Below are 26,275 nucleotides of genomic sequence, written 5' to 3' on the forward strand. Positions count from 1 at the left end.
GTTCTGGCTTTTTTGTGGTTTAGATCATTAGACTAAATAGCCATCATGTTCTGGAGCATAGCCACGAACTCCATCGACTAAATAGTCAATTAATCTTTCCATGACTAGGCGTTGACCTTTGCGCGAAGCATATACCAATTGCACCGTACCGACATTTGAGCACCATTCGGGGAAGAGGTGAATTAAACGACCTGCCTCAATATCTGCTTGCACGGTTAAATAGGGTAAGTCTGCAATGCCTAAACCATCGAGTGCTGCATAATAAGCACCGGCTAAGTCATTGCTTTTAATCCGAGGCTGTAAGGCAATTTCAATCTGTTCTTGCTGTCCCGTATGATGCAAATGCCATTGATAGCGGTTTTTCTGTGTGCCCAAAACGATACTCGGAAATTCTGTCAATTCGGTAATATGCTTTAACTCGCGTCCTTGTAAAAGTTCAGGACTAATCACTAAGCAATGCACTGTTTTAATCACGTCACGTACAATAATGCTCGAGTCTTCATTCTTACTAAAATTGGTGCGAATCGCCAAATCAATGTCGTCATGTAAGACATCCACACGGCGGCTAGACAGCTCGAGTTCGACCTGAACTTTGGGATGATCTTTTAAAAACTGATTTAATAAGGGGCGAATTTGATGTTCCAACATGACTGGTGGACAGCTAATTTTAACCAAGCCTTCAAGTTCACTTTTTTGCTTCAGGAGTACCTGATGCGCACATTCGACTTGTTCGATCACTTTTATGCATTCTTCATACAATTCTTGGCCTAATGTCGTGACCTTAAAGTGTCGGGTAGAACGCTGAATAAGGGTGACATTATATTTGGCTTCAAGATCTAAAATGCGTCGGCTTAATTTTGATTTTGTAATATTCGATGCTTCACTTGCAGCGCTAAAACCGCCATGTTTCACCACCAAGTAAAAGTAGTAATAGTCATCAAATGAATGCATGGATCACCTTATGCAGTGAAAAATTATTTCAATTCCAATTATCATACGTCAATTTATACATCAGGTATAAAAAAAGCGGCTCGAAGCCGCTTTTTACTACTGAAGGATTATTTATTTTCAGTATTTTGCGTATAGCTGTTGATGAGGTTACGGTAGTCTGGAATATGGTTGCCGAAAAGCGCACCTAAACCTTCAATATCATTACGCCAGTCACGGTGTAATTCACACGCGGTACCAAACCACGTCATGAGCTGTGCACCCGCTTGCGTCATACGTTCCCACGCTGAGTCGCGGGTTAAATGGTTGAAAGTACCTGAAGCATCGGTCACCACAAAGACGTCAAAGTCTTCTTCTAAAGCAGACAAGGTTGGGAATGCCACACAAACCTCAGTCACTACACCGGCAATAATCAATTGTTTTTTGCCGGTTGCTTTGACTGCTTTCACAAAATCTTCATTATCCCAAGCATTAATTTGACCTGGTCGTGCAATATAAGGTGCGTCAGGGAACATTTCTTTGAGTTCTGGAACCAATGGCCCGTTTGGACCTTGTTCAAAACTGGTGGTGAGAATTGTTGGAAGATTAAAATATTTAGCAGCTGCAGCAAGTGCGAGCACATTATTTTTAAATTTATCTGGATCAATATCGCGAACCAATGAAAGTAGACCTGTTTGATGGTCAACTAAAAGTACCGCGGCATTGTCTTTGTCTAAACGAACGTAAGGTTTGCCCATTTTATTGTCCTCTTTCCTGTTTGCAAGTACGCAGGATCAGATGAAGTCTGCGTGTTAACTCGATTTAGCATAGCTATAAAAATGGGATAATGGAATGGGTTTAAATGAGAAAAACAATCATAAAATTGGGATAATTTATTGTTGAATATGACTTAAACCCCTATATTTTTCAAATCAATGCTTGTTTTTGAGTAAATTTTAGATTGTATTACTGATTATTGTTCTATATTTGAGATATAGAATGCTATCTGGATGATGGTCAGTAAGTATTTCAAAGTTTAAAATTAGCGCTATGTTCATCCTATCGTATGAATATAGGAGCTAAGAAATGAAAAAAGTAATTGGTGTTTATCGTAATCAGCAAATGCACTGGGTGGGCGATGGTTTTCCAGTCAAAAGCTTATTTTCCTATGATCGTCTAGGTCAGGCGATTAGCCCATTTTTGCTTTTGGATTATGCAGCACCTTATCAGTTCGATCCCACCACTGCACAGCATGGCGTGGGTTCACATCCACATCGTGGTTTTGAAACCGTGACTATCGCCTACAGCGGTGAAGTGACTCATAAAGACTCAAGTGGTGGTGGCGGCACAATTCAAACGGGCGATGTGCAATGGATGACCGCAGGTTCGGGTTTGGTACATGAAGAATTTCATTCGCCTGAATTTGCTCAAGCAGGTGGTCTTTTTGAGATGGTTCAATTGTGGGTGAATTTACCGGCAAAAGACAAAATGACTCAGCCTCGTTATCAATCGATCACGCGCCAAGATATTCCACGCATAGACATGGATGAAGGTGCAGGCCATATTCGGGTGATTGCCGGTGAAATGGGTGGTCACCTTGGGCCAGCACAGACCTTTAGTCCAGTGAATGTCTGGGATGGTGAGTTAAAAGCTCAATATGAAACCACCTTACATGTACCTGAAGGGCATAACACCATTTTGGTGGTCTTGAAGGGTGAAGTTGTGGTGAATGAAAGCCATAAAGTGCAAGACAGTTCGATGGTCATGTTTGCCAAAGACGATATCGCCATTCAGCTACAAGCGTTGCAGGACACACAATTTTTGTTGCTTAGCGGTCAGCCACTAAATGAGCCGATTCAAGGTTATGGCCCATTTGTGATGAATAGCAAAGCTGAAATCATTCAAGCCTTTGATGATTTCAATAACGGAAAATTTGGTGAAATTGCAGTGGCGCATGAAGCTTAAGCGAAATTCATGACATTGAAATAGCCGAAAAAAAAGCCTCTGAACAGTCAGAGGCTTTTTTATTGAGCGCTGTAGTATTTATAGTTGTCATGATTTAAATATCATTTTACTTTTTATAAATTGTGATGAATTTATCACTTTCTTATGTGGCGCATCTTAGCGAGACTTGGCTTTAAAGTAAACCAAAAGTTATAAAAATGGTTAATTTAATTGTTTGGTTTTATAGGGTAATTAAAATTTTAAAGAAAAATATGGTTAAAAAACAAAGCTTAAATTGTGTGCTTTTTGAATGTAAATATTTGTAAATTTAACTTAAAAACCGCTGTACTGAAATCCATACAAAAAATGCGAATCTGGTATTTTTTAATAGCTATTTTTAAGTTCTGATCAGTCATACTTTTAAACTGTGTTTTATAGATGGAAAAGAAAATTGGAAATTGCAGTCATCGGTAGTGGCATGGCTGGGCTGGCTACCGCAAGAATTCTTAAAGACGCAGGGCATAACATTACAATTTTCGAAGCTCTGCCTGGTCGTGGTATGGATAGCCACAGCACTGAGTTTGAAGGCGGCTTAATCGATGCCCCTTTGCGTGTGATGAATCCACACCTCTGGAAAAATACCTTAAGTTTGGCGACCCATTTAGGAATTAAAACTTTCCCTGTCCGTACCTATATGGCATGCAGTTGGCTCTTTGAAGATCGTACAGAAACGTGGTTGACCACCAGTCGTAGCCGTATTGGTAATTTCCCAATTATTAATAACCGTAAAGGCTTACAACAATATGGCTGGCGTTTAGTCAAAGGAATGTTGCAACTTAAAGCCGCGATCACTCGATTTTTTAAATCAAAAAATCAGGACATCACGCTTGCCGAGTTCATTAATAAAAATGAAATTGAAGAAGTATTTTGGCATGGTGCGGTCATGCCTGTGTTGTATACCATTTGCACCTGTAACCCGAAAACGATTGGGGAATGGCCTGCGAAACCGTTGTTGATTTTCTTGCGTCAATTGACCAATGGCGATGCCTTGTTGCGTATCCAAGGTGGTACACCTGCGTTGGTTGATAAGCTGATTGAAGGTTTAAATATTCAAAGTGGTACGGCAATTACCAAAGTGCACGAGCAAAACGATAAGGTCTTGGTGGAAACTGAGGCCGGAGCACATCATCTATTCGATCGCGTGGTAGTCGCAACACCAACCACCAAAACGGAAGAATTTTTAGATTCTACTCAGTTTGCTGACGATATTGAGCTTTTAAAGAAATTTAAATTTGAGCAAGGTCAGTTGGTGATCCACACTGATCAAACGGTGATGCCGCCGAAGCGCAAAGATTGGTCTGTACTAAGTTATATGATGGATCGTAAATTTACTCGTCAGCAATTTACCGTGTGGCTTAACTCAATCGAGCCGAGCTTGGTGGGTAAAACTCCAGTGTTCCAAACTTGGCAGCCAGTGACACCGATTGATCCTAAAAAAGTGATCTCTTCGGTCAGTTTGACACGCGCAGTGGTGGATTCACATACGGTGGCGCTAAATAAAGAGTTACAGCAACGACATTTATCCCCTGAGCGTAAAGTCTTCTTTTGTGGCTCATGGTCTTGCGATGGTCTGCCGATTTTAGAGTCTGCGGTAACATCTGCTATGCATATTGCAGAAATTTTTGGTGCACCATTGCCGTTTGTAGGTTTAAAACCTAAAGTGGAGGTTGCCCCTCAACTCGGTTACTAACATGAAATGGCTTCAAGCAATTCGTCATTATATTCCTAGCCATAAATATGCGATTAACAGTCGACTACTCGGAGATGATGCGGAGCTTGCTTGGAGCAATTTGGGCTATTGGAATGATGCAAAATCATCCTACCCTGCAGCCTGTCAAAAACTCGCTTTCCATCTTGCCGAATCCATTCAATTAAAATCTACAGATCGTGTTTTAGACCTTGGTTGTGGGCAGGGCGCGAGCTTGGTTTTTTGGATGGAACATTTTCAAATTCAAAACTTATCCGCAGTCGAATTGCAAACCGAATGTGTGGAAAAAATCCAAAAAAATTTAAATTCAAAAATCAAAATCCAGCAAGATTCATTTTTGAATTTAAAAAATATTTATCCACAAAACTGTATGGATGCCGTGCTGTGTATTGATGCTGCTTATCATAGTGATTTGAATTTATTGCTTTTATCGATATTTCATGTTTTGAATTCAAAAGGACGCTTTGCTTTTCACTATTTAATGTTATCCGATGCGTTTTTGAATTTAAATTCATTACAGCGACTGCAATATCAAAGTCTGTTGAAAGCAGCAGATGTGAATTTGAAAAATTTAAATTCAAAGCAAAATTTACAACACCAAGTGCAACAGGCAGGTTTCGAAAATATCCAGATTGAAGATATCAGCGAATTCGTATTTCAGGGTTTTGCAGATTATATTCAAGAACAAAAAAGTCAGATGAGCCTGAGTCATGTGGATCAATTCAAAATCAAGATGACGGCAAAATTGTGCGAAAAGTTGTATCGAGACGGGCTGATTCGTTATGTGCAGATTAGCGCGAGGAAGCCATAAAAGAGCGGCTCTAAAAACATCAAAGCCTCACTAAAAAGCGAGGCTAAGAAATGGTGCCGGCACACGGATTCGAACTGTGGACCTACTGATTACAAGTCAGTTGCTCTACCAACTGAGCTATGCCGGCGTTGTGGAATGCATTCTACAGATTTTTTGAAGCGGCGCAAGTTAAAAAAACAGCAAATCGAATGTAATTTATACGTTTGATTTATTCAGCATTCAACCGATGTTTGGCTCTAAAAACCAGAAAATAAAATTAGGCAATGTTTCGCCCACAAGATGTGGGCGAGAAAATAGGATGGATGAACGTTGAGTGCTATTTCATTCTTAAAATTTGGTCTAGATCCTGTGCGCATTCCTCAAGTGTATATGCCATCTCCAGTTGCATTTGTGGGCGGAGTTCATTGGCGAGCTTTCGCCATTCGTCAATCAGACGCTGTGCTTTTTGAATTTTATGTTTATTGATGTCTTTGGCAAGGGTTGGGGTATAGCCACCACGTTTGGCGTTCTTGATCTGCTTAACATAATTCTGGCTGTTATTCATGTTCTCTCCCGAATAGCAGTGATATATGAAAGGTGTTTTTTAAGTTTTTCGTTGATCAAGTTAAAAGTACCGCAATCGCGTTTCAGTTCTATGATGTTTAAATTAATGAATAATTTTTTGAATAGTACCTATATTGAGAGGATGATTTATTTTTAGCATAGGCTTAAGTAATTGTCTTTAGAATATAAAATTTGTATTTGTAAATATACGTGTACTTATTGCTGCCAATAAAAAATCCATAAGTCGTGCATTAGGAAAAAAACGTGTGATTTAAATCCATCAATCAGGACTTAAATACTGTGAAGTTATTGAGCTAAACAAATAGAAGATCAATTAGGGGAATATTTAATATTGAGAACAATAAAATTAAAAAAGGCCTAAATTTTATCAATTTAGACCTTCATTCTACTTGGCATTGCAGTTTATTCTGGAAAGAGGGAGTCATATTTTTAAATTAAGTAATTGATATTCTTTTAATAAAAAATTTTATATTTTTTTTGATCCCCCAATTATCCCCCAATGAGTTTTAGCAAAGAGTAGTTCTTAAATTTCGACATAAAAATATAGTATGATTGTATGAAAATTGTTTAAAAGAAATTATGGAAATTAAAGAAATACAAAATGCTTTAACTAATCTTGCAAGAGATAAGGCCAAGCCCTTAAGTGCTTACCTACATGAGGTTCAGCCAAATGTAGCTATTAATGATACGAGTACAATTTGTCACTTTCACTGTGTGAATTTAGATGGAAATGGTCAAATTAGAATAGATGGTTTGGTAGAGCATTTATGTAATTGCTTGATCGATTATGCTATCCCTCGGAATGAAATAAAGAAGGTCGTTGCAGATTTTAATAAAACTGGCTCAATGATCGAGATGGCGAAACTAAGCAATAAAGCTAAAGGCTTGTTTACCTCATTAAATAATAGCGGAGAAAGTGGAGAACTACTTTTATTTCTTTTTGCAGAGTATCTGTTAAAACTACCCCAGTTAATTAGCAAAATGAGTTTGAAGACTAACAGCCAGCTTCACTACAATGGGGCGGATGGGATACATATAGGGGTATGTGAAGATACAAAGAAACTTTGTTTATATTGGGGTGAGTCTAAATTATATAAAAGCCCTAGTAGTGCAATTTATGAGTGTATGAAAAGTATAGCACCTCTGTTGAAAGGTAATGGAACTGGCTATGACAGGAGGGACTTGCATTTATTAAGTGACTTTATGAATGTTACAGAACCAGACTTAATACAAGCTTTACAATCATATCTTGATCCAGATGATCCTAATTTTAACGTTTTAGAATATAGAGGAATTTGTTTAATCGCATTTGATCATAATTGTTATGGTGAAGTAGGAATTGCCCAAGCTATTGAAGAAGTAAGAGAGAGAGTTTCTAGTCAAATTACTCAATGGAACCAGAATGTTTTAACGAGAATATCTGCTGAGGATTTAACTAAGATAAAAATTCATGTCTTTTTATTGCCATTTCCAAACGTCCAAGAATTTAGAGAAAAATTTAATGAGAAATTGACGGGATGAAAATATTATGAACATTGAACAGATGTGTGATTATCTAGTTGGTAAAAATTATGTAAAAGATTTAGTTCTTAAACTAGCTGTAAATTATGTATGTGATCAGTTTGAAAATATAAATAAAAATGAAGAAATTATTTCTAATCGTTTGAAAAATGAAGATATTAATTATTTGTTAACATGCGCAAGTCTATTTTGTAATTCTGATAAACCGCTATTTCAAGATATTGCTCTCAAGGTTGCTCAATATTGTTTAACACCTGAGTCACAATGTGATAATAAGGATAGTGCTTTATTAATTTTAGATACTCTTACTAATAAAAATGCGATTAAATTAGCTGAGAAAAGAGAATTGGTGAGCAAAGGATATTTTGACCGTTTATGTGTGCGTGCAAAAATAGAATCATTTAGAAGGGATCTTGAATATTCGATTGAATTATCGGATCAAGAAGAAATTTACCTAAATAAATTTCAGAAACAATGTTGGGATTTACTCCAAGATACTACTAGTAAGCAAGTATCAATTTCCGCACCAACCTCTGCAGGAAAGTCATTTATATTAGCAACATGGGTTAAAGATTTTTTAGATAAAAGTGATAGTGGTCTAGTTATATATGTAGTGCCAACTAGAGCATTAATCAACCAAGTCTATAATGATTTTTTAGGTGTTGTAAGTAACGAAGTTAATATTAATGTTATTCCGATAATTGAAGATATTAAAATGTATAAAAAGAATATTCTAATTTTCACTCAAGAAAGGTTGAATATTTTTTTATCTATAAATTATCGAGATAAAGTTGATGTCTTGATTGTCGATGAAGCTCATAAAATAGGTGATGGAGTTAGAGGTGTTTATTTAGAACAAGCAATAATGAGTTGTAAGTTTTATAATCCACTGGTTAAGATTTTATATGCTAGTCCATTTACAGATAATCCTGAAATACTCTTAGATCATAATGAAACTTCAGAAGTGTATAAAAGTAATTTAATTACGGTAAATCAAAATTTGTTATGGGTTGAACAAGATAAAAAACAAAAAAAATGGGATGTATATCTTAATTATTTTGAAGAAAAAAATAAATTAGGTAATTTTTTATATAAGAAAAATAATACTTCTGGAGTAAAGCGTTTAGTAGAAGTTGCTTTTAATATTTCTAATAATAGTTATGGGAATATTATTTATGTGAATGGAGCCGCTGATGCAGAAAAAATTGCACAAGAATTATATCAATATATAAATAATAGTCTATTTTATGAAGATATAGATGAGTTAATAGATTTCGCTAAATCTGAAGTACACCAAGATTTTTTATTGGCAAAAGTTTTAACTAAGGGGATTGCTTATCATTATGGCAATATGCCTCTAGCCTTAAAGTCAGAAGTCGAACGTTTATTTTCAGAGAATAAGATTAGATTTTTAATTTGTACATCAACTTTAATAGAAGGTGTTAACCTTGCATGTAAAAATATTTTTGTTAGAGGGCCTAAAAAGGGTAGAACGAAATTAATGGAACCAACAGACTTTTGGAATCTTGTCGGGAGAGCAGGTCGTTGGGGTAAAGAATTCCAAGGAAATATTTTTTGTGTTGATTCTAATGTAAACGAATTATGGGAAGGAGGAGAACCTCCTATAAAAAAACAAAAAATTCAGATACATAAATTTTCTCAGAAATGTGAATTTTCAGTTACAGATATAATTAACTTTATTCAATCAACAGATCATTTTTCTGAGTGTCGGGCTAATCCAAATTTAGAGGCATTTTTAAACTTAATATTTGTTAACTATTTTAGAAATAAAAATTTGGATTATTTTAAATTTAAAAAATGTTTAATTGATTTGGGTTGTTTATACACTGCTTTGGATAATTTAAATGCTACGTTAAAAATAAATATTGAGGTGGTTGAGAAAAATCCAGGAATTAGTCCAATACTTATGAATAATCTATATAACTCTTTTTACTTTAATAATAATAAGCCGATTGAGCGTTTGTGTTTAGGTGGGGCTCAAAATCAATTATCTTATCAACGGTATCGAGGCGTTCTAGAAAGAATAAAAAATAGCTTAACCTATAACTTGGGTTTTAGTTTTTCTCAACAGAATTTTTATAACAGTCTAATTTTGAAGTGGATGTGGGGTTTTAGTGTTTCTAGAATAATAAGTGAAAGAATTTCATATCTCCAAGAAAAGGGGGAGAATTTTAATTCTAATAAGGTTATTAGAGATGTACTTGATAGTATTGAACGTATTCCACGTTTCAATGCTCCTAAGTATATTGGATGTTATAATGACATATTAAATATATATTTAAATGATAATGGTAGAAGTGATTTAATTGAAGATCACAGAGATTTTCATTCATTTTTAGAAATGGGTGTTTCTAATCAAACTCAATTGACCTTAGTTTCTATTGGTTTATCCCGATCTTCTGCTCTATATTTGTCAAGATTAATAATTAAAACTGATTGCAATAAAAGAGAAATTTTTATGTGGTTGGAAAAAAATCTAATTGATTGCAGAGCTAAAATGAACAAAATTCTAGTTAAAGAACTTGATAATGTTTTAGCTAGAAATTTGAATAATACTTTGAAAGTATAAGAATGTTGTAAATGATTCAGTTTTTGTAAATGCTCTCCATACACGATTTCGCTACTTTCCTAAGACTTCGCTCATTTGTTTGAAAAGCGTTAAGTTAGGATTAAGTTAATGTTAAGCTGAATCATATCTATAACTTGTATATAGGGTATATAAGTTATTAGGCAGATCAATCAAACGATTTAACCCGTAAGCCTTATGGATTAAAGCTTACGGGAGAATCCTTATCGCTAAGCACTGATAGCAAAATTGCGAAGAAGATTATGAACCGCATTGGAAATGAATCGGTTCAAATCTGCATTTTTTTTGATATATCCTTGTAAAGTCCTCTTATGACGAGATTTGCCATAGTAGATTTTTTGCTCCATCCCAAAAGGTAGAATCGATTCTTTATAGATATCTTTCACAGATTGGGGCGCATTATTCACTAATTGCGTAAAGCTCAGTCCTTTAAACCCATCGAACAATAGACCTTTTAAATTATTCAGTCGATTATTCATTTTAGTTAGAATATTAAGCTTAATGTTCTTTTCTGCGCGGATGCGCCATTTGTGTTCAGGCAACGGTTGCTTGTTTTGATCCGTTGTTTTGACATAAAGATGCCAGTATTCATCTGCTTTTTTGTGATTGATTCCGATGTTATACCCACTTTCAATTTTTTTCATCATTGTGAGAGGGGTTAACGGAATGGGAGTAAATACGCCTAATTGGTTCTTAAAAACACGGAAGTTTTCAGCTGTACTAGGAAGACAAATAGATTTAAAAAGGGCTGTAACAAGCGCTTTGTGCTTAAAACGATATAAATCAATTGCCAGTTCAAGTTCCATGATTCGAAAGCTGTCTTTATTGCATTTATAATGATCTAAATATTGGATACGGCGCCGTAATTCGTGCAAAGAATTCATATCATGCAGGCGAATGATGAAACCTTTTTTATGTTCTGAAATGTAGTGAGTAATCCCAGTTTTTTCCGTTAAATATTTCTTAATGTCATGCCGTGTAGAAGGTTTTCCAATTTCAAAATATAAGTCTAAAAAATCGACTTGAGCTTTAACCATAATATTCATTTCCTTGAAATCATAGTTATTAATGTTTGAGTAAATAACGGTTTCTAAATCAATCGCCGACTGAGCATTTTCGGCATAAATTTGATCTAATGAATTCATAAGGTTGGTCATTTCAGCATGCGGCGTGTAAATGGAGAGACTCAAAACTTGGGATGTTGTCGATGGTAGATGTAGCTGTCGCGCGGATTGAGCTTTGAGAAATGCACGCTGAAAATTGATGGCTTGCATTTCTGCATAATAATCATTGTGAAATGGATCAATAGAATCTAAATGATCCAATCGATTCATAAGTTGTTGGTATTTTGGACTCAGTTGAATATCATTCATGGCTTCTGTATTCCTTTTAAATTTAAATGTAATAAAAAACGGCTCTTAGAGCCGTTCTTCAATACGTATGTGTTAACAAGGGATGTTTTGAATCATTTGATTGAATTCCTCCGATTGTCGACTCATTTCATCATTAAAGACTTTGTTGCCATATTGAATGATTTGCTTATATTCAGGACATTGGAGTAGTCGTTGAATTTTTGAAGTAAGTTCCTTGTTATTTACTTCAGCTTGGAAAGCTGTCCAATCTGTGTAGTCCATGAATGAATCCCAGTCTTTGTGATTCATTAAATCCGCAACGACTTGTGAAACTACGGCGCTGAGAATTTTAGTTTTAACGTCCATGTTGAACTCCTTTGTTCATTTGATTGTAGGGTGTTGTTGATGATTTAATGAAGGCAAGTAAACTGTTTTCTGAGTAACAGATTTGCCTTCCAATTTCTTTAAACGTCAATTTGTAAACATGCTTTGACTGTCGAATGTTTCTAACAAGCCAGTGATGCCATTGATCCACCGTTTTGTGGGGTAAATGGCTTGCTAGAAGTTCAGACGCCTGTTTACGGTTGTAAATTTTTGACTCTGTCATTTCTAGCCCTGTGCCTTCATCCATGCCTGAACTTCAGACATTCTGAATACAGAAATGTTAGAACCGATTTTTGTGGGAGCAGGGAATTTTTTTTGTTGAATCCACCGCCAAAGTGTTTGGGAGGAGACGCCAATCAGTCCTTTGCTATCGGGTCGATTGGCAAGATCTTTCATTCTCAAGAATTCTTCTTGAAACATGGTTTACACCTATCAATGTAAGTTGTTGGAATGCCATGCAATTAGTTGTAACTGCATGGGATAGGTGTATTCTAGAAAAGGCTTAAATTTTGATGTCCGATATCGGGTTATTTCGGAGAAAAATTATCAAATTCGGTTTTCGCTGAACGTAAAATTTTTACAAATGTTTCATCTGTAGGAATTGGAGGAGTGATTCTTTGTTGAGAAAAATGATTGGCTACTCTTTCATAATTAGAATAAGGTTTCTGATTTAAGTCGATTATTTCGGGGTAATGGCATAACAAATAGATGGCTTGATCGTAGCTTTTTTTACTTTTTGCATTAATTAATTCTTTTTTAAGCTTATTGTATTCACTTTCAAGCTCTTTGAATTTTGTTAGTAATTTTGAATATTCATTATCATTTTCTAATTTTAATTTTTCTTGAAAGAATGAATTGAAACTTTTCTGAGTGATCCTAAGATCTTGAAAGTAAATCTTTTTAGAAAAAATGCGAGGCGTTTCAACTTTTTGCCCATTACAATTATAAAGCTCTAAGTCTTCATTTAAGAGAATGAAATCAAATTTATTATGAACATCAATATTTGGATTCTTCTCATTTGAATAATTGATATCAATGCCTGTCTTTTCACCATATAAGATTTCATTCGTTTGTTCAGAACCGCAATCAATAGTTAGCCATCCATGAAACTCCATAGAACCACTTAGCTCACCTCTTAATTCATCTGATGACATTTGAGGATGCATAAAAGATAGAAATTGGTTCAAAAAACCTATTACACCATCATATCTAAAGCATATTTTTAAATCACCGTTGGCAATATGATCCAGTAATTTTGCGAGATCAAAGCCATGACCTAATTTACTTAGTGCCTCTTCAAAGGTGTATGGCAATATATCTGACATGTTATGAGACTCTATATTTAGGGAATGGGATTACATTATTCCTTAAACTATCTATGAAATCAGACCATTCCTGCATCATTTTTATTCGATAGTCCATATGTTGGGCATGGTTATAGGCTTGAGACACCGCATTACCGACTTGATGGGCTAACTGAATTTCAATTGCATCATGCAAATAGCCTTGTTCATGTAAGGTGGTAGATGCAAGTCCTCTAAATCCATGACCTGTCATTTTGCCCATATAGCCCATAGTTCGAATAGCACTTAATAATGCATTGTTGCTCAAGGGTTTTGCCGTGCTGTGATTATAGAATACAAATTGTTTATTACCTGTTAGAGGTTTTAAGCCTTCTATTAGTTCTAAGGATTGTTTTGAGAGTGGGACAATATGAGGTAGAGCCATTTTCATTTTATGAGCAGGAATGCGCCATAATTTATTTTCGAAGTCAATTTCATTCCATTCCATATTGATAAGCTCAGATGTTCTGACAAAAGTTAATGTCATCACTAATAAAGCTGTTTTAACTAAAATATTGCCGTGGTAGTTATCCATGCGAAGTAAAAAAGCAGGGAACTCTGAAATGTCTAGACGTGCCATATGCATCACTTTGCGGGGCTTTAGAGCCTCTTGTAGGTGAGGAGTAGGATCATGTTCAATTATGCCTTTACGTATCGCAAAACGGAAAATACGGCCCGCTAGAGGGATAGAGCGCTTAGCCATTTCCTGTGCACCACGCTCTTCAATTTTTTTAGCGCAAGCGAGGACATCTTTTCCTTTGATTTGATCAATAGGTAGATTACCTAAAGCTGGAAATAAATCTTTTTCAAAAACGGAAAGGTCGCGTAAATAGGTAGCTTCTTTGATAACAGCCTTACGGTCATCCATCCATTCCATTGCAAGTGATTTAAAAAGGATACTTTCATCAATTTGTTGTAAGCGTTGATTCTTCACCGCATTAGGATCAATGTTTTGATACAACTGAATACGTGCTTCATCGCGACTACGGCGGGCCTGGGCAAGTGAGATTTCTGGATAGCTTCCGATAGTTAAAGTGCTTTCACGAGCATTAAAACGATACTTTAAGCGCCAAAACTTACCGCCCGCAGGAGTAACTTCTAGATATAAGCCTTTTTCATCTGAATAGCGTTTTTTCTTTTCAAGTGGTCTGATCTTTCTAATTTGAGCATCTGTGAGCATTTTGAGGCGCTTCCATACAATTTGGGGGACGAAAATCTGCCGAGATAATTTATCCCCCAATTATCCCCCTCAAAATGGGGGATTGCAATGAATGCTATGAGATTGAATGAGACAACAAAAAAGGCTTAAACCCTTTAGATTTAAGCCTTTTAAGACATCATGTGACTGCATGATTATGAATTTTGGCGGTGAAAGAGGGATTCGAACCCTCGAAACGCTATAAACGTTTACACACTTTCCAGGCGTGCTCCTTCAGCCACTCGGACACTTCACCTTTTGCGCGGTGGATAATAGCGAAAAAAATATATTCTGCCAAGAGAAACAATTGAATTAGACAAAAACATCTTGAGCGGTGCTATGATTCGCAAAAATCCTGTCTAAATTGAAGACAATTATATGCAAAGTACTGCACAAAAAGCCGCATTGCCTGCCATCACCTTGGCAGCCTTGGGCGTAGTATTCGGAGACATTGGGACGAGCCCGTTATATGCGCTGCGCCAATGTTTCCTCACAGCACACTTGGCGATTAGCGAAGCGTCTGTGCTGGGTATTCTGTCCCTGATTTTCTGGTGCATCATGCTGACGATTAGTTTTAAATACGTCAGCATCATCATGCGCGCAGATAACAATGGCGAGGGCGGCATTATGTCGCTGTTGGCCTTGAATCTACGAACCACACGAATTGCCGAAAACAAAAAAATCTACCTGATTGCCCTTGGCTTTATTGGGGCATCTTTGTTCTTTGGTGATGGGATCATTACCCCCGCAATCTCTGTGTTATCCGCTATTGAAGGCTTAAGTATTGCGACGCCGATGTTTAACCAATGGCTGCAACCCTTATCGATCGGTATTTTGGCGGGGCTATTTTTAGTGCAACGCCATGGCACAGGCACGATGGGTAAATTCTTTGGTCCCTTGACGCTTATGTGGTTTTTATCCATTGGTGGTTTTGGACTATGGAGTATTTCGCAAACGCCATTTGTGTTGACGATGATCAGTCCGCATTGGGCTTTCAATTTTGTAGTACAGCAGCCTTATGTTGCGTTTTTGACCATGGGTGCGGTTATCTTGACGATGACGGGTGGTGAGGCAATATATGCCGATATGGGGCATTTTGGCCGACTCCCAATCCGCTTGGCATGGTTTATTGTGGTGATGCCGTGCTTGCTGTTGAACTATGCGGGTCAAGGTGCTTTGCTACTGCGTAATCCTGAAGCTTTAGCCAATCCATTCTATATGCTGATTCCTGAATGGGCATTGTATCCAATGATTGCTTTGGCAACAGCGGCCGCGGTGATTGCCTCTCAAGCGGTGATCACAGGGGTATTCTCTATGGTCAATCAGGCGATTCAATTGCGTTACTTGCCGCGTTTGACAGTGAAACATACCTCTGAAGTTGAACGTGGTCAGATTTATTTACCATTTATTAACTGGGCATTGTTTATCTCGGTGCTGATCTTGATCTTGCTGTTTGAAAACAGTGCGAATTTGGCCAGTGCGTACGGCGTAGCTGTGACCATGACCATGCTCTGCGGTACGATTTTGATCTCAGTTTTAGCTTATGGTTTATGGCGTTGGCCGGTTTGGAAAGTGGCGATTTTTGCAGCTCCATTTTTATTGATTGATTTGATTTTTGTTGCATCGACATCATTAAAAATCGCAGCGGGCGGTTGGGTTCCAATCCTGATTGGTGCGGTATTGTTTACGATTTTAATGACGTGGAAAGATGGTCGGGCATTGGTGCTCAATCGACTCGGTAAAGATGCCTTGCCTATTGACCTGTTTATTCGCAGTGTCAGCATGGGCAGTGAAACCAAGTTTGTTCCAGGTGATGCGGTATTCTTAACTGGAACGCCTGAGATCGTGCCTCATGCCATGTTGCATAATATCAAGCACAATAAAGTCCTGCATGAACGCAATATTATGGTTACGGTCAACACCCGAGATGTGCCATTTGTACCCGAAAATGAGCGGGTGATCACGGAAAAACTAGATGATCGATTCTATCGAATCACCATGTTTTATGGGTTTAAAGATCAGCCGAATATTCCTGCCGCTTTGGAGCATGCGTATCGTGAATTGGGCTTTGAATTTGATTTAATGCAAATCAGTTTCTTTATTTCCCGAGACCGCATTATTCATACCTTGGGTGAAGGCATGGCACCTTGGCGAGAAAAGCTGTTTATCTCTATGCAGCGAAATACCAGTCCAGTCAGCGATTTTTATCAAATTCCAACCAACCGTGTGGTTGAGTTGGGCAGTCAGATTGAAATTTAAGACGTAGATTGAACTTTTAGGCATAGATTTAAAAGTTAGACACGAAAAAGCCAGATCAATTCTGGCTTTTTTATCTGTAATAATTAAACTTTTTTAGTCCAAAGACATAGAGATCATTCTGTTGCTTTTTCCTGGGAGGAGTATGCGAGCAAAACAACAGAATGAAGATGTTGCGTTATTTCATCCTTGAAAATACGCTGATTAGTTGATTGTCGCGTCTACATCTGCAGAGGCTTCAGGCGCAGCTTGGATGGCTTCGTCAGCAACAGGTGCTTCTGGGTTGGCTTGAATTGATGCATCTGCAGGATTTGCACTTTGAGTTTCAGGTGCTGCCATAAAAGCATCCTGTTGTGCTTGAGGAGCTTCAGGCAATGCAGCCGATGCGCTATCGGCATTCACTGGCGCTTCTGCAGAAGAGGCAATGACAGGTGCAGCATTGGCATCCGTCGCTACGGCTTCAGGTGTATTGGCCACTGCTGTTTGTTCAGTTGGAACGGACTGCTCTGTAGGTGCAGCAGCTACACTTTGTTGTTCATTTGCGAGTGCATTTTCCGCTTCAGTCACGGCTTGTTCAGCATTTGCAGGAACTGCAGGGGCATTCGGATCGATTTGGTTTGCCTGAGCCTGTTCAGGGTTTAAGGGCTGTTCTGTTGCAGCGGCATTGACTTGTCCGGCAGGAGCTTCAACCAATTGAACTTGGCCACTTGAAACTAAGTCCTGAATGGAACCAGGTTGACCATTCACGGTGGTCACAATTTTGACTTTAGATAAGCTTTCTAATGTATCACCGGGTTGAATCGGCGGTTCTGCAAATGCTGCTGCGCTCATTAAACCTGAAATTAAACCTAAACCTAAAATTTTAGAATGCATAATCACTCCGTATATTTTTATCGCAATTTTTCGTATTTTTACCTTGTCATAATTCTTGAGGCGAATTCAATGAAACATACGCAACTGCTTCATGACCTCCTATAAAGAACTGCACAACTGCGACATAAAGTTACATCAACTGCTGCTTTGTTAAACAATATTTGTGTGATTGTTAAGCAAATTAAAAAAGAAAAGTGTACTAAAATTTGCGCCCTTGCTAAGCTGCGGAAAAATAGTCCTTTTAGAAGTCATTGTTGTAAGTCATGGTCAAAAAGAAACGCAATTCAGCAAATCCGCTTTCACAGTTATTTGGGCAAAATGGCATAAAAGTGCTGTTGGGTCTGGTGGCAACAGGAAGCTTTGCTATTGCTTTCGGGCAAGAAAAAATTCAACAACTTGTTTCTATGAGCAGCACTTCAAATAGCGCCTGTTTGGACCAATTTTATCGTGAAGTGCCACCTTATTTGGTCCGTGAAAGCTTACATAAAAACATTTTTCCACTGTGTTTTAATGGCTTTAATGTCATGTATTCAGGGATATCCAAGACACCGCTTTGGGTTGCAGAAGCATTAACCCCCGCACGCCTGAGTCAAAAAATTCCGCGTGAAGATAACTTTCATGAAGAGACTCGCGTGCCGTCTGAATATCGGGCTTTGCTTTCAGACTATAAATCTTCAGGCTATGACCGTGGACACATGGCGCCAAATGCCGATATGCCCAATAAAGCTGCGCAGTTAGACAGTTTTTCTTTGGCCAATATGGTGCCGCAAGCTCCAAAAAATAATCAGCAAGTGTGGCGTGAGTTAGAAGAAGCCACACGGGCGATAGTGACCAAACAAAAGCAAGATGTCTATGTGGTGACGGGGCCGGTATATAGTGCGAAAAAATTAAAAACCATCGGGCAAGGGGTCATCGTGCCGACCGCTACTTATAAGGCGATCTATTTGCCGAAAAAAGGTGTTGCAGGCGTGTACTATGCAGACAATACCTTGCGAGATACGGCACCGACAGTCAAAGTCATGAGTATTTGTGCGCTAGAAGAACTGACTGGAATTAATTTCTTTCCAGAATTAACCGAAGACCAAAAGCGTAATACCTACCGTTTGCCACTCAAAGCCACCCAAGTCAAAGCAAATCAAGACATCGCTTATTTGCATTGGGATGCTGAAAGCCAGTGTGCTGCAGATGTCGCAGAAGACAAGATTTTAAGTTTGCAAAAAGAGTTTAAATCGAGTGGTGGTTCTGTGGGAGAGACATCCATGGCAAGCAGTGAAAATGACAACAATCAAGATGCCTTGGTCAAACAATTGATTGAAGAAATTTTGCAATATCTGCTACAGATTTTGAAATAATCGAGCAGCTAATAGCGTTGAACTGCGAGCGATGAAGAGGATTATTGCTTGCAGTTGAAATCTTTTTCACGTATTTCTATTGCTGCATCACTACAACAAAAAAGAAGGATATCCAACATGTTTAAAGCATTTGAAAATGACACTGCGTCGCATGCAATTCATGACTTAACACTAGAAAATGGCCAAGATCGAATTAATATTTATGGCAACTTACAGGTGACGAAAGACCAAGCTGGTTTAGCTGCAGCGAAAGCTTTACAGGCATTTTTCAATGATGTGGTGACCACGCTTGAGGCAGAAACCAACTTAGCTGAAAAAATAGTGCAGGGCGGTGATGAAAACGAAGTGGAAAATCCATTTCTTTAATGCTGTTTCATCGGCCGTCGAAGGACGCAATGCTCAATTCGGGATGAATGAAAAAAAAAGCTCACAGGTTGTGAGCTTTTTTATGGTGTCTTCTTCTATTTATGCGTCTTTTGCCATCAGTTTATAGATGACAGCACCAATCACCGCGCCAATGATTGGGGCTACCCAAAATAGCCAAACTTGTGACAGCGCAGCAGTTTCAGCAAAGAATGCCACACCCATACTACGCGCTGGGTTGACCGAAGTATTGGTGACGGGAATGCTGATGAGATGGATCAATGTGAGCGCAAGACCGATCGCAATTGGGGCAAAGCCAGCAGGGGCGCGTTTATCTGTTGCTCCCATGATCACAATCAGGAAGCCAGCCGTCAGCACAATTTCAATAACTAACGCTGAGAGCATAGAGTATTTGCCCGGAGATAATTCACCATAGCCATTGGTGGCAAAACCGCCGACGCCTGCAAATCCAGCCTGACCTTGCACAATGATGAATAGAATAAATGCGGCGAGGGTTGCACCCAGCAATTGAGAAATAATATAGGGTGCTAGTTCTTTGGCTTCAAAACGACCGCCTGCCCACAAGCCGATACTCACTGCAGGGTTAAAATGTCCGCCTGAGATATGACCCAGCGCATAAGCAGCCGTTAATACGGTTAGACCGAAGGCCAGTGCCACGCCAGCGAAGCCAATGCCAAGTTCAGGAAAGGCTGCAGCCAAGACCGCACTACCACAACCACCAAAGACCAGCCAAAAGGTACCGATCAGCTCTGCTAAATATTTATTCATTTAAAACTCCATTTGTTTTTGTCATTTGGAATAGATTTTCAATCTTTCACTCAGCATGAGTGCAATCTAGTTGTGAAGTGTTGTTTTATTCATTTATTGAATATGCATAGATTTAATGGATTTTGCTGAAAATCACAACATTTAAAATGATAACCGTGTCACATTTTTAACTTGCTGCTTCAATTTGCGATAAGCGCCATTGCTGTGGGGTTAAGTTTCGCCATTGTTTAAACGCACGTTGAAACGCACTCTGTTCTGAATAACCCAGCAGTAACGCAATTTCTTGCAAACTTAAATGCGGGTCTCTTAAAAATTCTTCAGCCATCATGCAGCGGACTTCCTGCATACGTTGCTGATAGGTGCTGCCTTGTTGTTGTAAATGGCGTTGTAATTGTCGGACGGAAAGATTGAGTTGCGTAGCGACATGTTCAATTTGGAACTGATTTTTTTGCAAACCCATTAAGATGGCTTGCTGTAAGCGTTGGTCGATTTGCGTGGTATTAGGCAGTTTTTCTAATAAAGACTGTGCCTGTTGCATCAACAGTTTTTGTAAGGTCTGATCGCCTTGGGAAAAAGGGCGAGACAGTTCTTGAATGGGAACGATAACCTTCGACTTTTCTTGGGAAAAACGAACTTTGCAGCGAAAATATTGTTCATACTGAGCGACATTTTTCGGTGCAGGATTATGAAAATGCACTTCGTGTAAATTGATATCTTCAAAACGCATGAATAATTTTAGAAACTGCAGCATTAACGCAATCGCAATTTCATCGGTCAATTGATTGGCCATATTCATGGGTAAATCATTCCAACCGATCGAAAAAAAATCATTTTGAATATCAATCAGCAATGGACTGCCATCGAAGATTAAGCGATGAAAATCATGGTAGCGGAGCAGCGCTTCGCCCAAGTTTTCACAGGACAGGGCAATATACGCAATAATGCCAATATGTTTGGGTTGCACATGTTCAGCAATTTCTAAACCCAGCGCCGGCTTTTGGATCTTTTGATCTAAATCCATCAATAAATCACGCCAAATGGCATAATCAAAACGCTCTAAGTTTTTAACTTTATTCAATTTTTCAGGAATAGCAATGCCTTGAGCTTGGTGATAAGCATAGAGCAAATGGCCCAGTCCTCCATAGACCGATCCTGTATAGTCCTTGAGTTGTTGCATATTTTTTTAATTCTAAATTTTGTCGTGTTTTGTCAATAATATTAAAAAAAACGGTCAATATCTAGCCCTTTTCATTACCTATAGTGGAGCTAAGAAAAGGAGATATTGGTCATGTTAAAAGGTTTTATTGCAGGGTTGGTCGTCGCCAATGCCTTTGAATGGTTCGCGCATAAATATGTTTTGCATGGGACACATCGGTCAGGCAAGCCACGTTTTAGTCCAGTACCGAAAAGCATGAAATCACATTGGGAACATCATCGTGAAGTTCGAAAAACAGATTTTCATGATCATGGCTATGTTGAAGGTGTACAGAACTGGCGCACTAAAAATGAAATATTGTCACTGGTGGCAGTTTCAGCCGTATTTGTCCCGCTGTTTTATCCTATTTCCAAAGGAATGAGTTTGTCGGTATTGTATTGTGCAGGGAATTATTATTATATCCATCGTCGCGCACATCTTGAGCCAGAGTGGGCGATGAAAAAGATTCCATGGCACTATGACCACCATATGAACTCAAATCAGGATGCCAATTGGTGTGTGACTAAGCCGTGGTTTGATTATATTTTAGGAACTCGGGTGATCTCCTCGGCGAAATTACAGGAGCAGAACCCATTGGGTGTGCTACTGCCGACAGCGATTGCTAAACCATTGTCACACTGGGTCAATCGGGTATTTCCTGCAAAGTGGGTCGCTGAGCGTGAAAAGCCAGCTGCACTTCTTGAAACGGTCTAATATGAACGCACCATGGGTTTTGACAACTAGCTTTGCCATTCAATTGAATTGTCGCAATTTGTCAATAAATTATGAATCTACTGTCAATCAAATGCAGTGCAAATGCCCTATATTTAAATCATCAAAAGGCTTGTACACGACGAGTTGATTGATGAAGTTGCTATGTATATTTTTTCATTTGTTTTAAGTATCAGACCAAGTGCTGTAGTTTTTCTTGGTTTATAGGAGCCGACAAGGCTCCTTTTTTTATGTCTATAGTAAATGAATTTTATGGACGATGCTCTGCTGTAACTCCATGTTGTTGCATCAAAAACACCAAAGCAAAAAAAAGAGCGAATCATCGCTCTTTTAAATCTTCATTGAAAATGAATCAATTAAAGGCGCATTTCAATGCCTTGTTCTGCTAGATATTTTTTCGCTTCAGGAATGGTGTGTTGACCAAAGTGGAAAATAGAGGCTGCAAGCACCGCATCTGCACCGCCTTTTAAAATACCATCGGCCAAATGTTGTAGATTACCGACACCACCAGAAGCAATGGTTGGAATGGTCACACGGTCATTAATATTACGCATCAGTTCAATGTCATAACCAGCTTTGGTTCCATCAGCATCCATCGATGTGATGAGTAATTCACCTGCACCGAAGTCCGCCATTTTTACCGCCCATTCGATGGCATCGATACCGGTTTCTTTACGACCACCGTGGGTGAAAATTTCCCATTTATTATCGCCGGTTTTTTTCGCATCAATAGCAACCACAATACACTGTGCGCCAAAACGCTGAGAGGCTTCTTGTACAAATTCAGGATTATAAATAGCCGCAGAGTTAATCGAAACTTTGTCCGCACCCGCATTTAATAACAGGCGGATATCTTCTACTTTCCGCACGCCACCACCGACTGTTAATGGCACAAATACAGACTCAGCCATACGCTCTACCGTACGGTAAGTGGTATCACGACCATTTGAGGTTGCGGTAATGTCTAAGAAGGTAATTTCGTCCGCACCTTGTTCGTTATAACGGCGTGCAACTTCAACTGGATCGCCTGCATCACGAATATCAAGAAATTGAACACCTTTCACTACACGACCGTTGTCCACGTCGAGGCAAGGAATAATACGTTTAGCAAGCATAATTTTTTCCAAAAATAACAGCCGATTATGAAACTTCGCGACTTAGATGCTACACCTTAGTAGTCGGAGCGGTTATTCTATCAAAAATATGTAAGTTTTTTCGCAGGTTTTCTATGTCGGTTTATACCACTTTGACTTTAAAGGAAGTTCAGGATTTTGCAGCACCTTATGGACTGGAGGTGATTGACCTGATTCCGATTCAAGGCGGTATTCAAAATACCAACTATTTTATTGTTTGCGAAAATGGTACGCAGTATGTATTAACCGTTTTTGAAGAGATGGACGAGCAAGGTGCAGGGGAGCTGGTTCCTGTACTCGAACATTTGGGGCAGGCTGGTCTAGCTGTGCCTGTACCGCTGAATCATTCAGGTAAAGCGATTCATAGTTTAAAGGATAAACCTGCACAGATTGCGCCACGCATGCAAGGTCAACATCCCATGCCTGCGAGCTTAGCGCAAGCAGAGGCGATAGCTGTGGCTCAAGCGAAAATGCATGTGGCTTTACAAGATTTCCCTTTGGAACGTGCAGAATATCGTGATCATGCTTATTGGTTACAAGTTTCACGTGATATTCGTCCAACATTAAATGAAGCAGATACCACGTTACTTAACAATCTGTTGGGCTTATATGACATCTTAACGGCGATGTATCCAGACCGTCCTACCGGTTTTATTCATTCTGATCTGTTCCGTGACAATACTCTATTTGAAGGCGATCAACTCAATGGCATTTTAGACTTTTATGAGTTAAATAAAGACGAACTCTTGTTTGATATTGCTATTACTTTAAATGACTTTTGTACTGAATATCCGGATGTACATTTGAATGAAGACAAAGCCATTGCCTTTTTAAATGCCTATGAAAGCGTGCGTCCATTAACCGCAGATGAAAAATCATGCCTAGAGTTATATTTGGCGATGGCGGCGGGTCGCTTCTGGATGATGCGTTTACAGGTGGCACAGAAAAATGCTGCAGAAGGCCGTACAGGGGATGATATTTTGCAGAAAAACCCTGCTGAAATGCGTAATATGCTGATTGAACGATTAAAATTCGTCACAGCATAAATTTTAAAACAACGAGAGGGAAAAGCATGCGTGATCAAGGACGCTTAGTAGAATGGTTTGATGACAAGGGCTACGGCTTCATTCAACCGAACGATAGCACCAAAGATCGCGTATTTTTGCACATTAAAGATTTTTCCCGTCCCGGCCCACGACCAATCGTGGGCTGCGCGTTGGATTATGCTGTGATCTTAGACGAACGCGGACGCTTTCGTGCACAGCAAGTGCATTATTTAAAAGCCTCACAAACCAAAGCTACACAACGCCCCAATAAAAAAAATGTGGTGCAGATGCCGCGTCAGGCAGAGCCGATGCAAATCGTGTGCATCATTTATATCCTCGCCTTGGCGGGCTTGTCTGTGGCGGGTTTACTCAGTGGCATGGTGCTGCTTTTTGTGAGTATTATCAATGTCCTGACCTATTGGTTCTATGCGCAGGATAAAGAAGCTGCGCAAATGGGGAATCGACGCGTGCCAGAAAATACACTGCATCTTTTGTCTTTTTTAGGTGGGTGGCCGGCGGCATGGCTGGCTCAGCAACGTTTGCGGCATAAAACACAAAAACAACCATTTCGAAAAATATATTTCTGTACTATAGCCTTTAACATATTACTGATTTTATGGCTAATTTCACCATTTAATATCCTACATATTTAGGGTGGAATGATCCGCAAAATCATCATGACGGAGAGCGAAATGAATTATTCCATTGATAAAGATCCAAACCGCCTGCTCACGATTATTTTGTATATTCTTTATATTGTGGCGATTTTTTCTGCCGGCTTGCTTGCGGTCCTCGCGTTGATTATCAATTACGTCAAACGCAGTGACGTCCGCGGTACGATTTTTGAAAGCCATTTCACTTGGCAGATCCGTACGTTTTGGTGGTATCTCATTTGGAACATCATTGCTTTCGTGCCTTTTATTTTTCTGTTCTTTACCGGCAATAATGCCAATGCTTTTGCAGGTGTAGCACTGGGAGCGAGTACCTTCTGTGTCACGGTGATCGGACTGTCTTGGTTATGGATTGTGTACCGCGCGATTAAAGGTTTAATTCGTGTCAATGACAACAGACCGATGTATGACTAATGCGAGTTCAGAACTTTTTGGCATAAAAATCTTGGCATCAAAAAAGCGGCTGTATGGGCCGCTTTTTTGATTTAAGAGAGGAAGCTGAAATTAGCGTTTCTTTAACCATTTCGGCCGCCATTCACTCACAATCACACCCAGAACAACACACAGTCCGCCAATGAGAGCGAGCGGTGTTAAGCGTTCACCTGCAAGCCGCCCAATGATCGCGGCCCAAACCGGTTCACCTGCATAGATGATTGCTGCCTGTGCAGGATCGACCATGCGCTGCGCCCAGTTCATCACCAGTTGAATTACGGCGCTGGCCAGACCTAATCCACAGAGTACAGCGATTAATGGCCATTCAAATTTTGGCAAAGTGGTTTCACCCACCAGTGGAGCGAAGCAGAAACAGAACAGAGAGGCAAATGCCAACTGTAGAACCGTCACTCTGCGCAGATTGACGCGGGGCGCAAAATAGCTGATCAAGATAATTTCAAAGGCAATGGCAATCGAACCGAGCAGCGTAATGATTTGTCCAAAATTGAGCTGAATAGCGCCAAAACCATTACCCGTTAAAAAGACCAAACCAACAAAAGCCAAACACACACCCAGCCATGTCATCACATGCGGTTTATGCCGAAAACAGAGCCACATAAAAATCGGCACCAGCGGTACATACAGCGCTGTTAAAAAAGCCGATTCACTGCTGCTGATGCTTTGCAGGCCGATTGTTTGCGTCGCATAGCCAATCGCAATCACAGCGCCAATACTTGCGCCCGCAATGACATCATATTGAGAAAAATGTCTAAGATATTTGAGCGATAATAGACTCACAGCCAATGTGGCTGCGGCAAAACGTAGACCGACAAACAGCACTGGACTGCTAAAATTTAAACCGTATTGCACGGTGATAAAACTGGCGCCCCAAATCATGGTAATCAGGATGAGTGCGAGCTGCGGAAACTTGGCTTTCCAAGCAGATTGGACGGTTGACATGTGTATTTGATTGTTCGAAGAGGGGAAATAAAAATGAGAAATAAAAAAAGAGG

General features: G+C 39.1%; 25 protein-coding genes and 2 tRNA genes. 12 read left to right on the plus strand and 15 right to left on the minus strand.

Going from position 1 to position 26,275, the window contains the following annotated elements; genetic code table 11:
- Window positions 1–27 precede the first annotated feature (27 nt).
- Window positions 28–951, minus strand: a complete 924-nt coding sequence (locus tag AVJ20_RS05800; protein WP_111884502.1) for a LysR substrate-binding domain-containing protein — start codon at window positions 949–951, stop codon at window positions 28–30.
- Between the two features lie 107 nt (window positions 952–1,058).
- Entirely contained in the window at window positions 1,059–1,685 is a 627-nt protein-coding gene (ycaC, locus tag AVJ20_RS05805) for an isochorismate family cysteine hydrolase YcaC (protein WP_111884503.1), read from the minus strand.
- Between the two features lie 328 nt (window positions 1,686–2,013).
- On the opposite strand from ycaC, the gene AVJ20_RS05810 reads away from it, so the two are divergent.
- The 3 genes from AVJ20_RS05810 (at window position 2,014) to AVJ20_RS05820 (ending at window position 5,450) form a co-directional block, all read left to right on the plus strand.
- Window positions 2,014–2,892 (plus strand): pirin family protein, encoded by an 879-nt coding sequence (locus tag AVJ20_RS05810; protein WP_111884504.1) that lies wholly within the window; start codon window positions 2,014–2,016, stop codon window positions 2,890–2,892.
- A gap of 430 nt (window positions 2,893–3,322) precedes the next feature.
- Window positions 3,323–4,621: an FAD-dependent oxidoreductase gene (locus AVJ20_RS05815; RefSeq protein ID WP_111884505.1), complete on the plus strand. Its 1,299-nt coding sequence runs from the start codon at window positions 3,323–3,325 to the stop codon at window positions 4,619–4,621.
- 1 nt (window position 4,622) lies between these two features.
- The gene (locus tag AVJ20_RS05820; protein ID WP_111884506.1) at window positions 4,623–5,450 is read left to right on the plus strand and encodes an SAM-dependent methyltransferase; all 828 of its coding nucleotides are present in this window, start codon (window positions 4,623–4,625) and stop codon (window positions 5,448–5,450) included.
- A 51-nt stretch (window positions 5,451–5,501) separates the two neighbouring features.
- Here the strand turns inward: AVJ20_RS05820 and AVJ20_RS05825 are convergent.
- Window positions 5,502–5,577, minus strand: a tRNA-Thr gene (locus AVJ20_RS05825).
- 189 nt (window positions 5,578–5,766) lie between these two features.
- Window positions 5,767–5,994, minus strand: coding sequence for a hypothetical protein (locus AVJ20_RS05830; protein WP_078190515.1), 228 nt, complete (start codon window positions 5,992–5,994; stop codon window positions 5,767–5,769).
- Window positions 5,995–6,593: 599 nt separating this feature from the next.
- Here AVJ20_RS05830 and AVJ20_RS05835 point away from each other — a divergent pair.
- A complete protein-coding gene (locus AVJ20_RS05835) occupies window positions 6,594–7,535 on the plus strand; it encodes a DUF1837 domain-containing protein (protein WP_111884507.1) in 942 nt (313 codons plus the stop codon).
- A gap of 7 nt (window positions 7,536–7,542) precedes the next feature.
- Window positions 7,543–10,125: a DEAD/DEAH box helicase gene (locus AVJ20_RS05840; protein WP_111884508.1), complete on the plus strand. Its 2,583-nt coding sequence runs from the start codon at window positions 7,543–7,545 to the stop codon at window positions 10,123–10,125.
- 227 nt (window positions 10,126–10,352) lie between these two features.
- Here the strand turns inward: AVJ20_RS05840 and AVJ20_RS05845 are convergent, their stop codons facing one another.
- The 6 genes from AVJ20_RS05845 to AVJ20_RS05875 form a co-directional block, all read right to left on the minus strand.
- Window positions 10,353–11,288, minus strand: coding sequence for a hypothetical protein (locus AVJ20_RS05845; RefSeq protein ID WP_162689738.1), 936 nt, complete (start codon window positions 11,286–11,288; stop codon window positions 10,353–10,355).
- A 300-nt stretch (window positions 11,289–11,588) separates the two neighbouring features.
- The gene (locus AVJ20_RS05850; RefSeq protein WP_078193165.1) at window positions 11,589–11,861 is read right to left on the minus strand and encodes a hypothetical protein; all 273 of its coding nucleotides are present in this window, start codon (window positions 11,859–11,861) and stop codon (window positions 11,589–11,591) included.
- Window positions 11,862–12,104: 243 nt separating this feature from the next.
- Complete coding sequence (locus tag AVJ20_RS05860) at window positions 12,105–12,299, minus strand: helix-turn-helix transcriptional regulator (RefSeq protein ID WP_228144768.1); 195 nt, start codon at window positions 12,297–12,299, stop codon at window positions 12,105–12,107.
- Between the two features lie 107 nt (window positions 12,300–12,406).
- Window positions 12,407–13,204: a hypothetical protein gene (locus tag AVJ20_RS05865; protein ID WP_111884511.1), complete on the minus strand. Its 798-nt coding sequence runs from the start codon at window positions 13,202–13,204 to the stop codon at window positions 12,407–12,409.
- Between the two features lies 1 nt (window position 13,205).
- Window positions 13,206–14,402, minus strand: a complete 1,197-nt coding sequence (locus AVJ20_RS05870) for a tyrosine-type recombinase/integrase (RefSeq protein ID WP_111884512.1) — start codon at window positions 14,400–14,402, stop codon at window positions 13,206–13,208.
- A 183-nt stretch (window positions 14,403–14,585) separates the two neighbouring features.
- Window positions 14,586–14,676: transfer RNA gene (locus tag AVJ20_RS05875), tRNA-Ser, on the minus strand.
- A 122-nt stretch (window positions 14,677–14,798) separates the two neighbouring features.
- Here AVJ20_RS05875 and AVJ20_RS05880 point away from each other — a divergent pair.
- Complete coding sequence (locus tag AVJ20_RS05880; RefSeq protein ID WP_111884513.1) at window positions 14,799–16,679, plus strand: potassium transporter Kup; 1,881 nt, start codon at window positions 14,799–14,801, stop codon at window positions 16,677–16,679.
- Window positions 16,680–16,880: 201 nt separating this feature from the next.
- Here the strand turns inward: AVJ20_RS05880 and AVJ20_RS05885 are convergent, their stop codons facing one another.
- Window positions 16,881–17,549, minus strand: coding sequence for a hypothetical protein (locus AVJ20_RS05885; RefSeq protein ID WP_111884514.1), 669 nt, complete (start codon window positions 17,547–17,549; stop codon window positions 16,881–16,883).
- A gap of 263 nt (window positions 17,550–17,812) precedes the next feature.
- Here AVJ20_RS05885 and AVJ20_RS05890 point away from each other — a divergent pair, with 263 nt between their 5' ends.
- Window positions 17,813–18,901, plus strand: a complete 1,089-nt coding sequence (locus AVJ20_RS05890) for a DNA/RNA non-specific endonuclease (RefSeq protein WP_111884515.1) — start codon at window positions 17,813–17,815, stop codon at window positions 18,899–18,901.
- A 117-nt stretch (window positions 18,902–19,018) separates the two neighbouring features.
- Window positions 19,019–19,267 carry a hypothetical protein gene (locus tag AVJ20_RS05895; protein ID WP_111884516.1) on the plus strand — a complete coding sequence of 83 codons (249 nt, stop codon included), beginning with the start codon at window positions 19,019–19,021 and terminating at the stop codon, window positions 19,265–19,267.
- Window positions 19,268–19,366: 99 nt separating this feature from the next.
- Here the strand turns inward: AVJ20_RS05895 and aqpZ are convergent, their stop codons facing one another.
- Together aqpZ and AVJ20_RS05905 are read right to left on the minus strand one after the other, a co-directional pair.
- A complete protein-coding gene (gene aqpZ, locus AVJ20_RS05900) occupies window positions 19,367–20,053 on the minus strand; it encodes an aquaporin Z (protein WP_111884517.1) in 687 nt (228 codons plus the stop codon).
- 166 nt (window positions 20,054–20,219) lie between these two features.
- Window positions 20,220–21,230 (minus strand): AraC family transcriptional regulator, encoded by a 1,011-nt coding sequence (locus tag AVJ20_RS05905; protein WP_111884518.1) that lies wholly within the window; start codon window positions 21,228–21,230, stop codon window positions 20,220–20,222.
- A 111-nt stretch (window positions 21,231–21,341) separates the two neighbouring features.
- On the opposite strand from AVJ20_RS05905, the gene AVJ20_RS05910 reads away from it, so the two are divergent.
- Window positions 21,342–21,962: a hypothetical protein gene (locus tag AVJ20_RS05910; protein ID WP_111884519.1), complete on the plus strand. Its 621-nt coding sequence runs from the start codon at window positions 21,342–21,344 to the stop codon at window positions 21,960–21,962.
- 374 nt (window positions 21,963–22,336) lie between these two features.
- Here AVJ20_RS05910 and hisF read toward each other — a convergent pair whose 3' ends face one another.
- Window positions 22,337–23,098: an imidazole glycerol phosphate synthase subunit HisF gene (gene hisF, locus AVJ20_RS05915; protein WP_320109244.1), complete on the minus strand. Its 762-nt coding sequence runs from the start codon at window positions 23,096–23,098 to the stop codon at window positions 22,337–22,339.
- Between the two features lie 110 nt (window positions 23,099–23,208).
- Here hisF and AVJ20_RS05920 point away from each other — a divergent pair, with 110 nt between their 5' ends.
- From AVJ20_RS05920 to AVJ20_RS05930, 3 genes are read left to right on the plus strand one after another with little or no spacing between them, the layout of a single operon-like run.
- A complete protein-coding gene (locus tag AVJ20_RS05920) occupies window positions 23,209–24,159 on the plus strand; it encodes a homoserine kinase (RefSeq protein WP_111884520.1) in 951 nt (316 codons plus the stop codon).
- 26 nt (window positions 24,160–24,185) lie between these two features.
- Window positions 24,186–24,812 (plus strand): DUF1294 domain-containing protein, encoded by a 627-nt coding sequence (locus AVJ20_RS05925; protein ID WP_111884521.1) that lies wholly within the window; start codon window positions 24,186–24,188, stop codon window positions 24,810–24,812.
- A 39-nt stretch (window positions 24,813–24,851) separates the two neighbouring features.
- On the plus strand, window positions 24,852–25,244 hold the full coding sequence (locus AVJ20_RS05930) for a DUF4870 family protein (protein ID WP_078190495.1): 393 nt from the start codon (window positions 24,852–24,854) through the stop codon (window positions 25,242–25,244).
- Between the two features lie 90 nt (window positions 25,245–25,334).
- Here the strand turns inward: AVJ20_RS05930 and AVJ20_RS05935 are convergent, their stop codons facing one another.
- The gene (locus AVJ20_RS05935; protein ID WP_111884522.1) at window positions 25,335–26,222 is read right to left on the minus strand and encodes a DMT family transporter; all 888 of its coding nucleotides are present in this window, start codon (window positions 26,220–26,222) and stop codon (window positions 25,335–25,337) included.
- Window positions 26,223–26,275: the final 53 nt, after the last annotated feature.

Source organism: Acinetobacter sp. CFCC 11171 (assembly GCF_003268405.1).
Classification (GTDB): domain Bacteria; phylum Pseudomonadota; class Gammaproteobacteria; order Pseudomonadales; family Moraxellaceae; genus Acinetobacter; species Acinetobacter amyesii.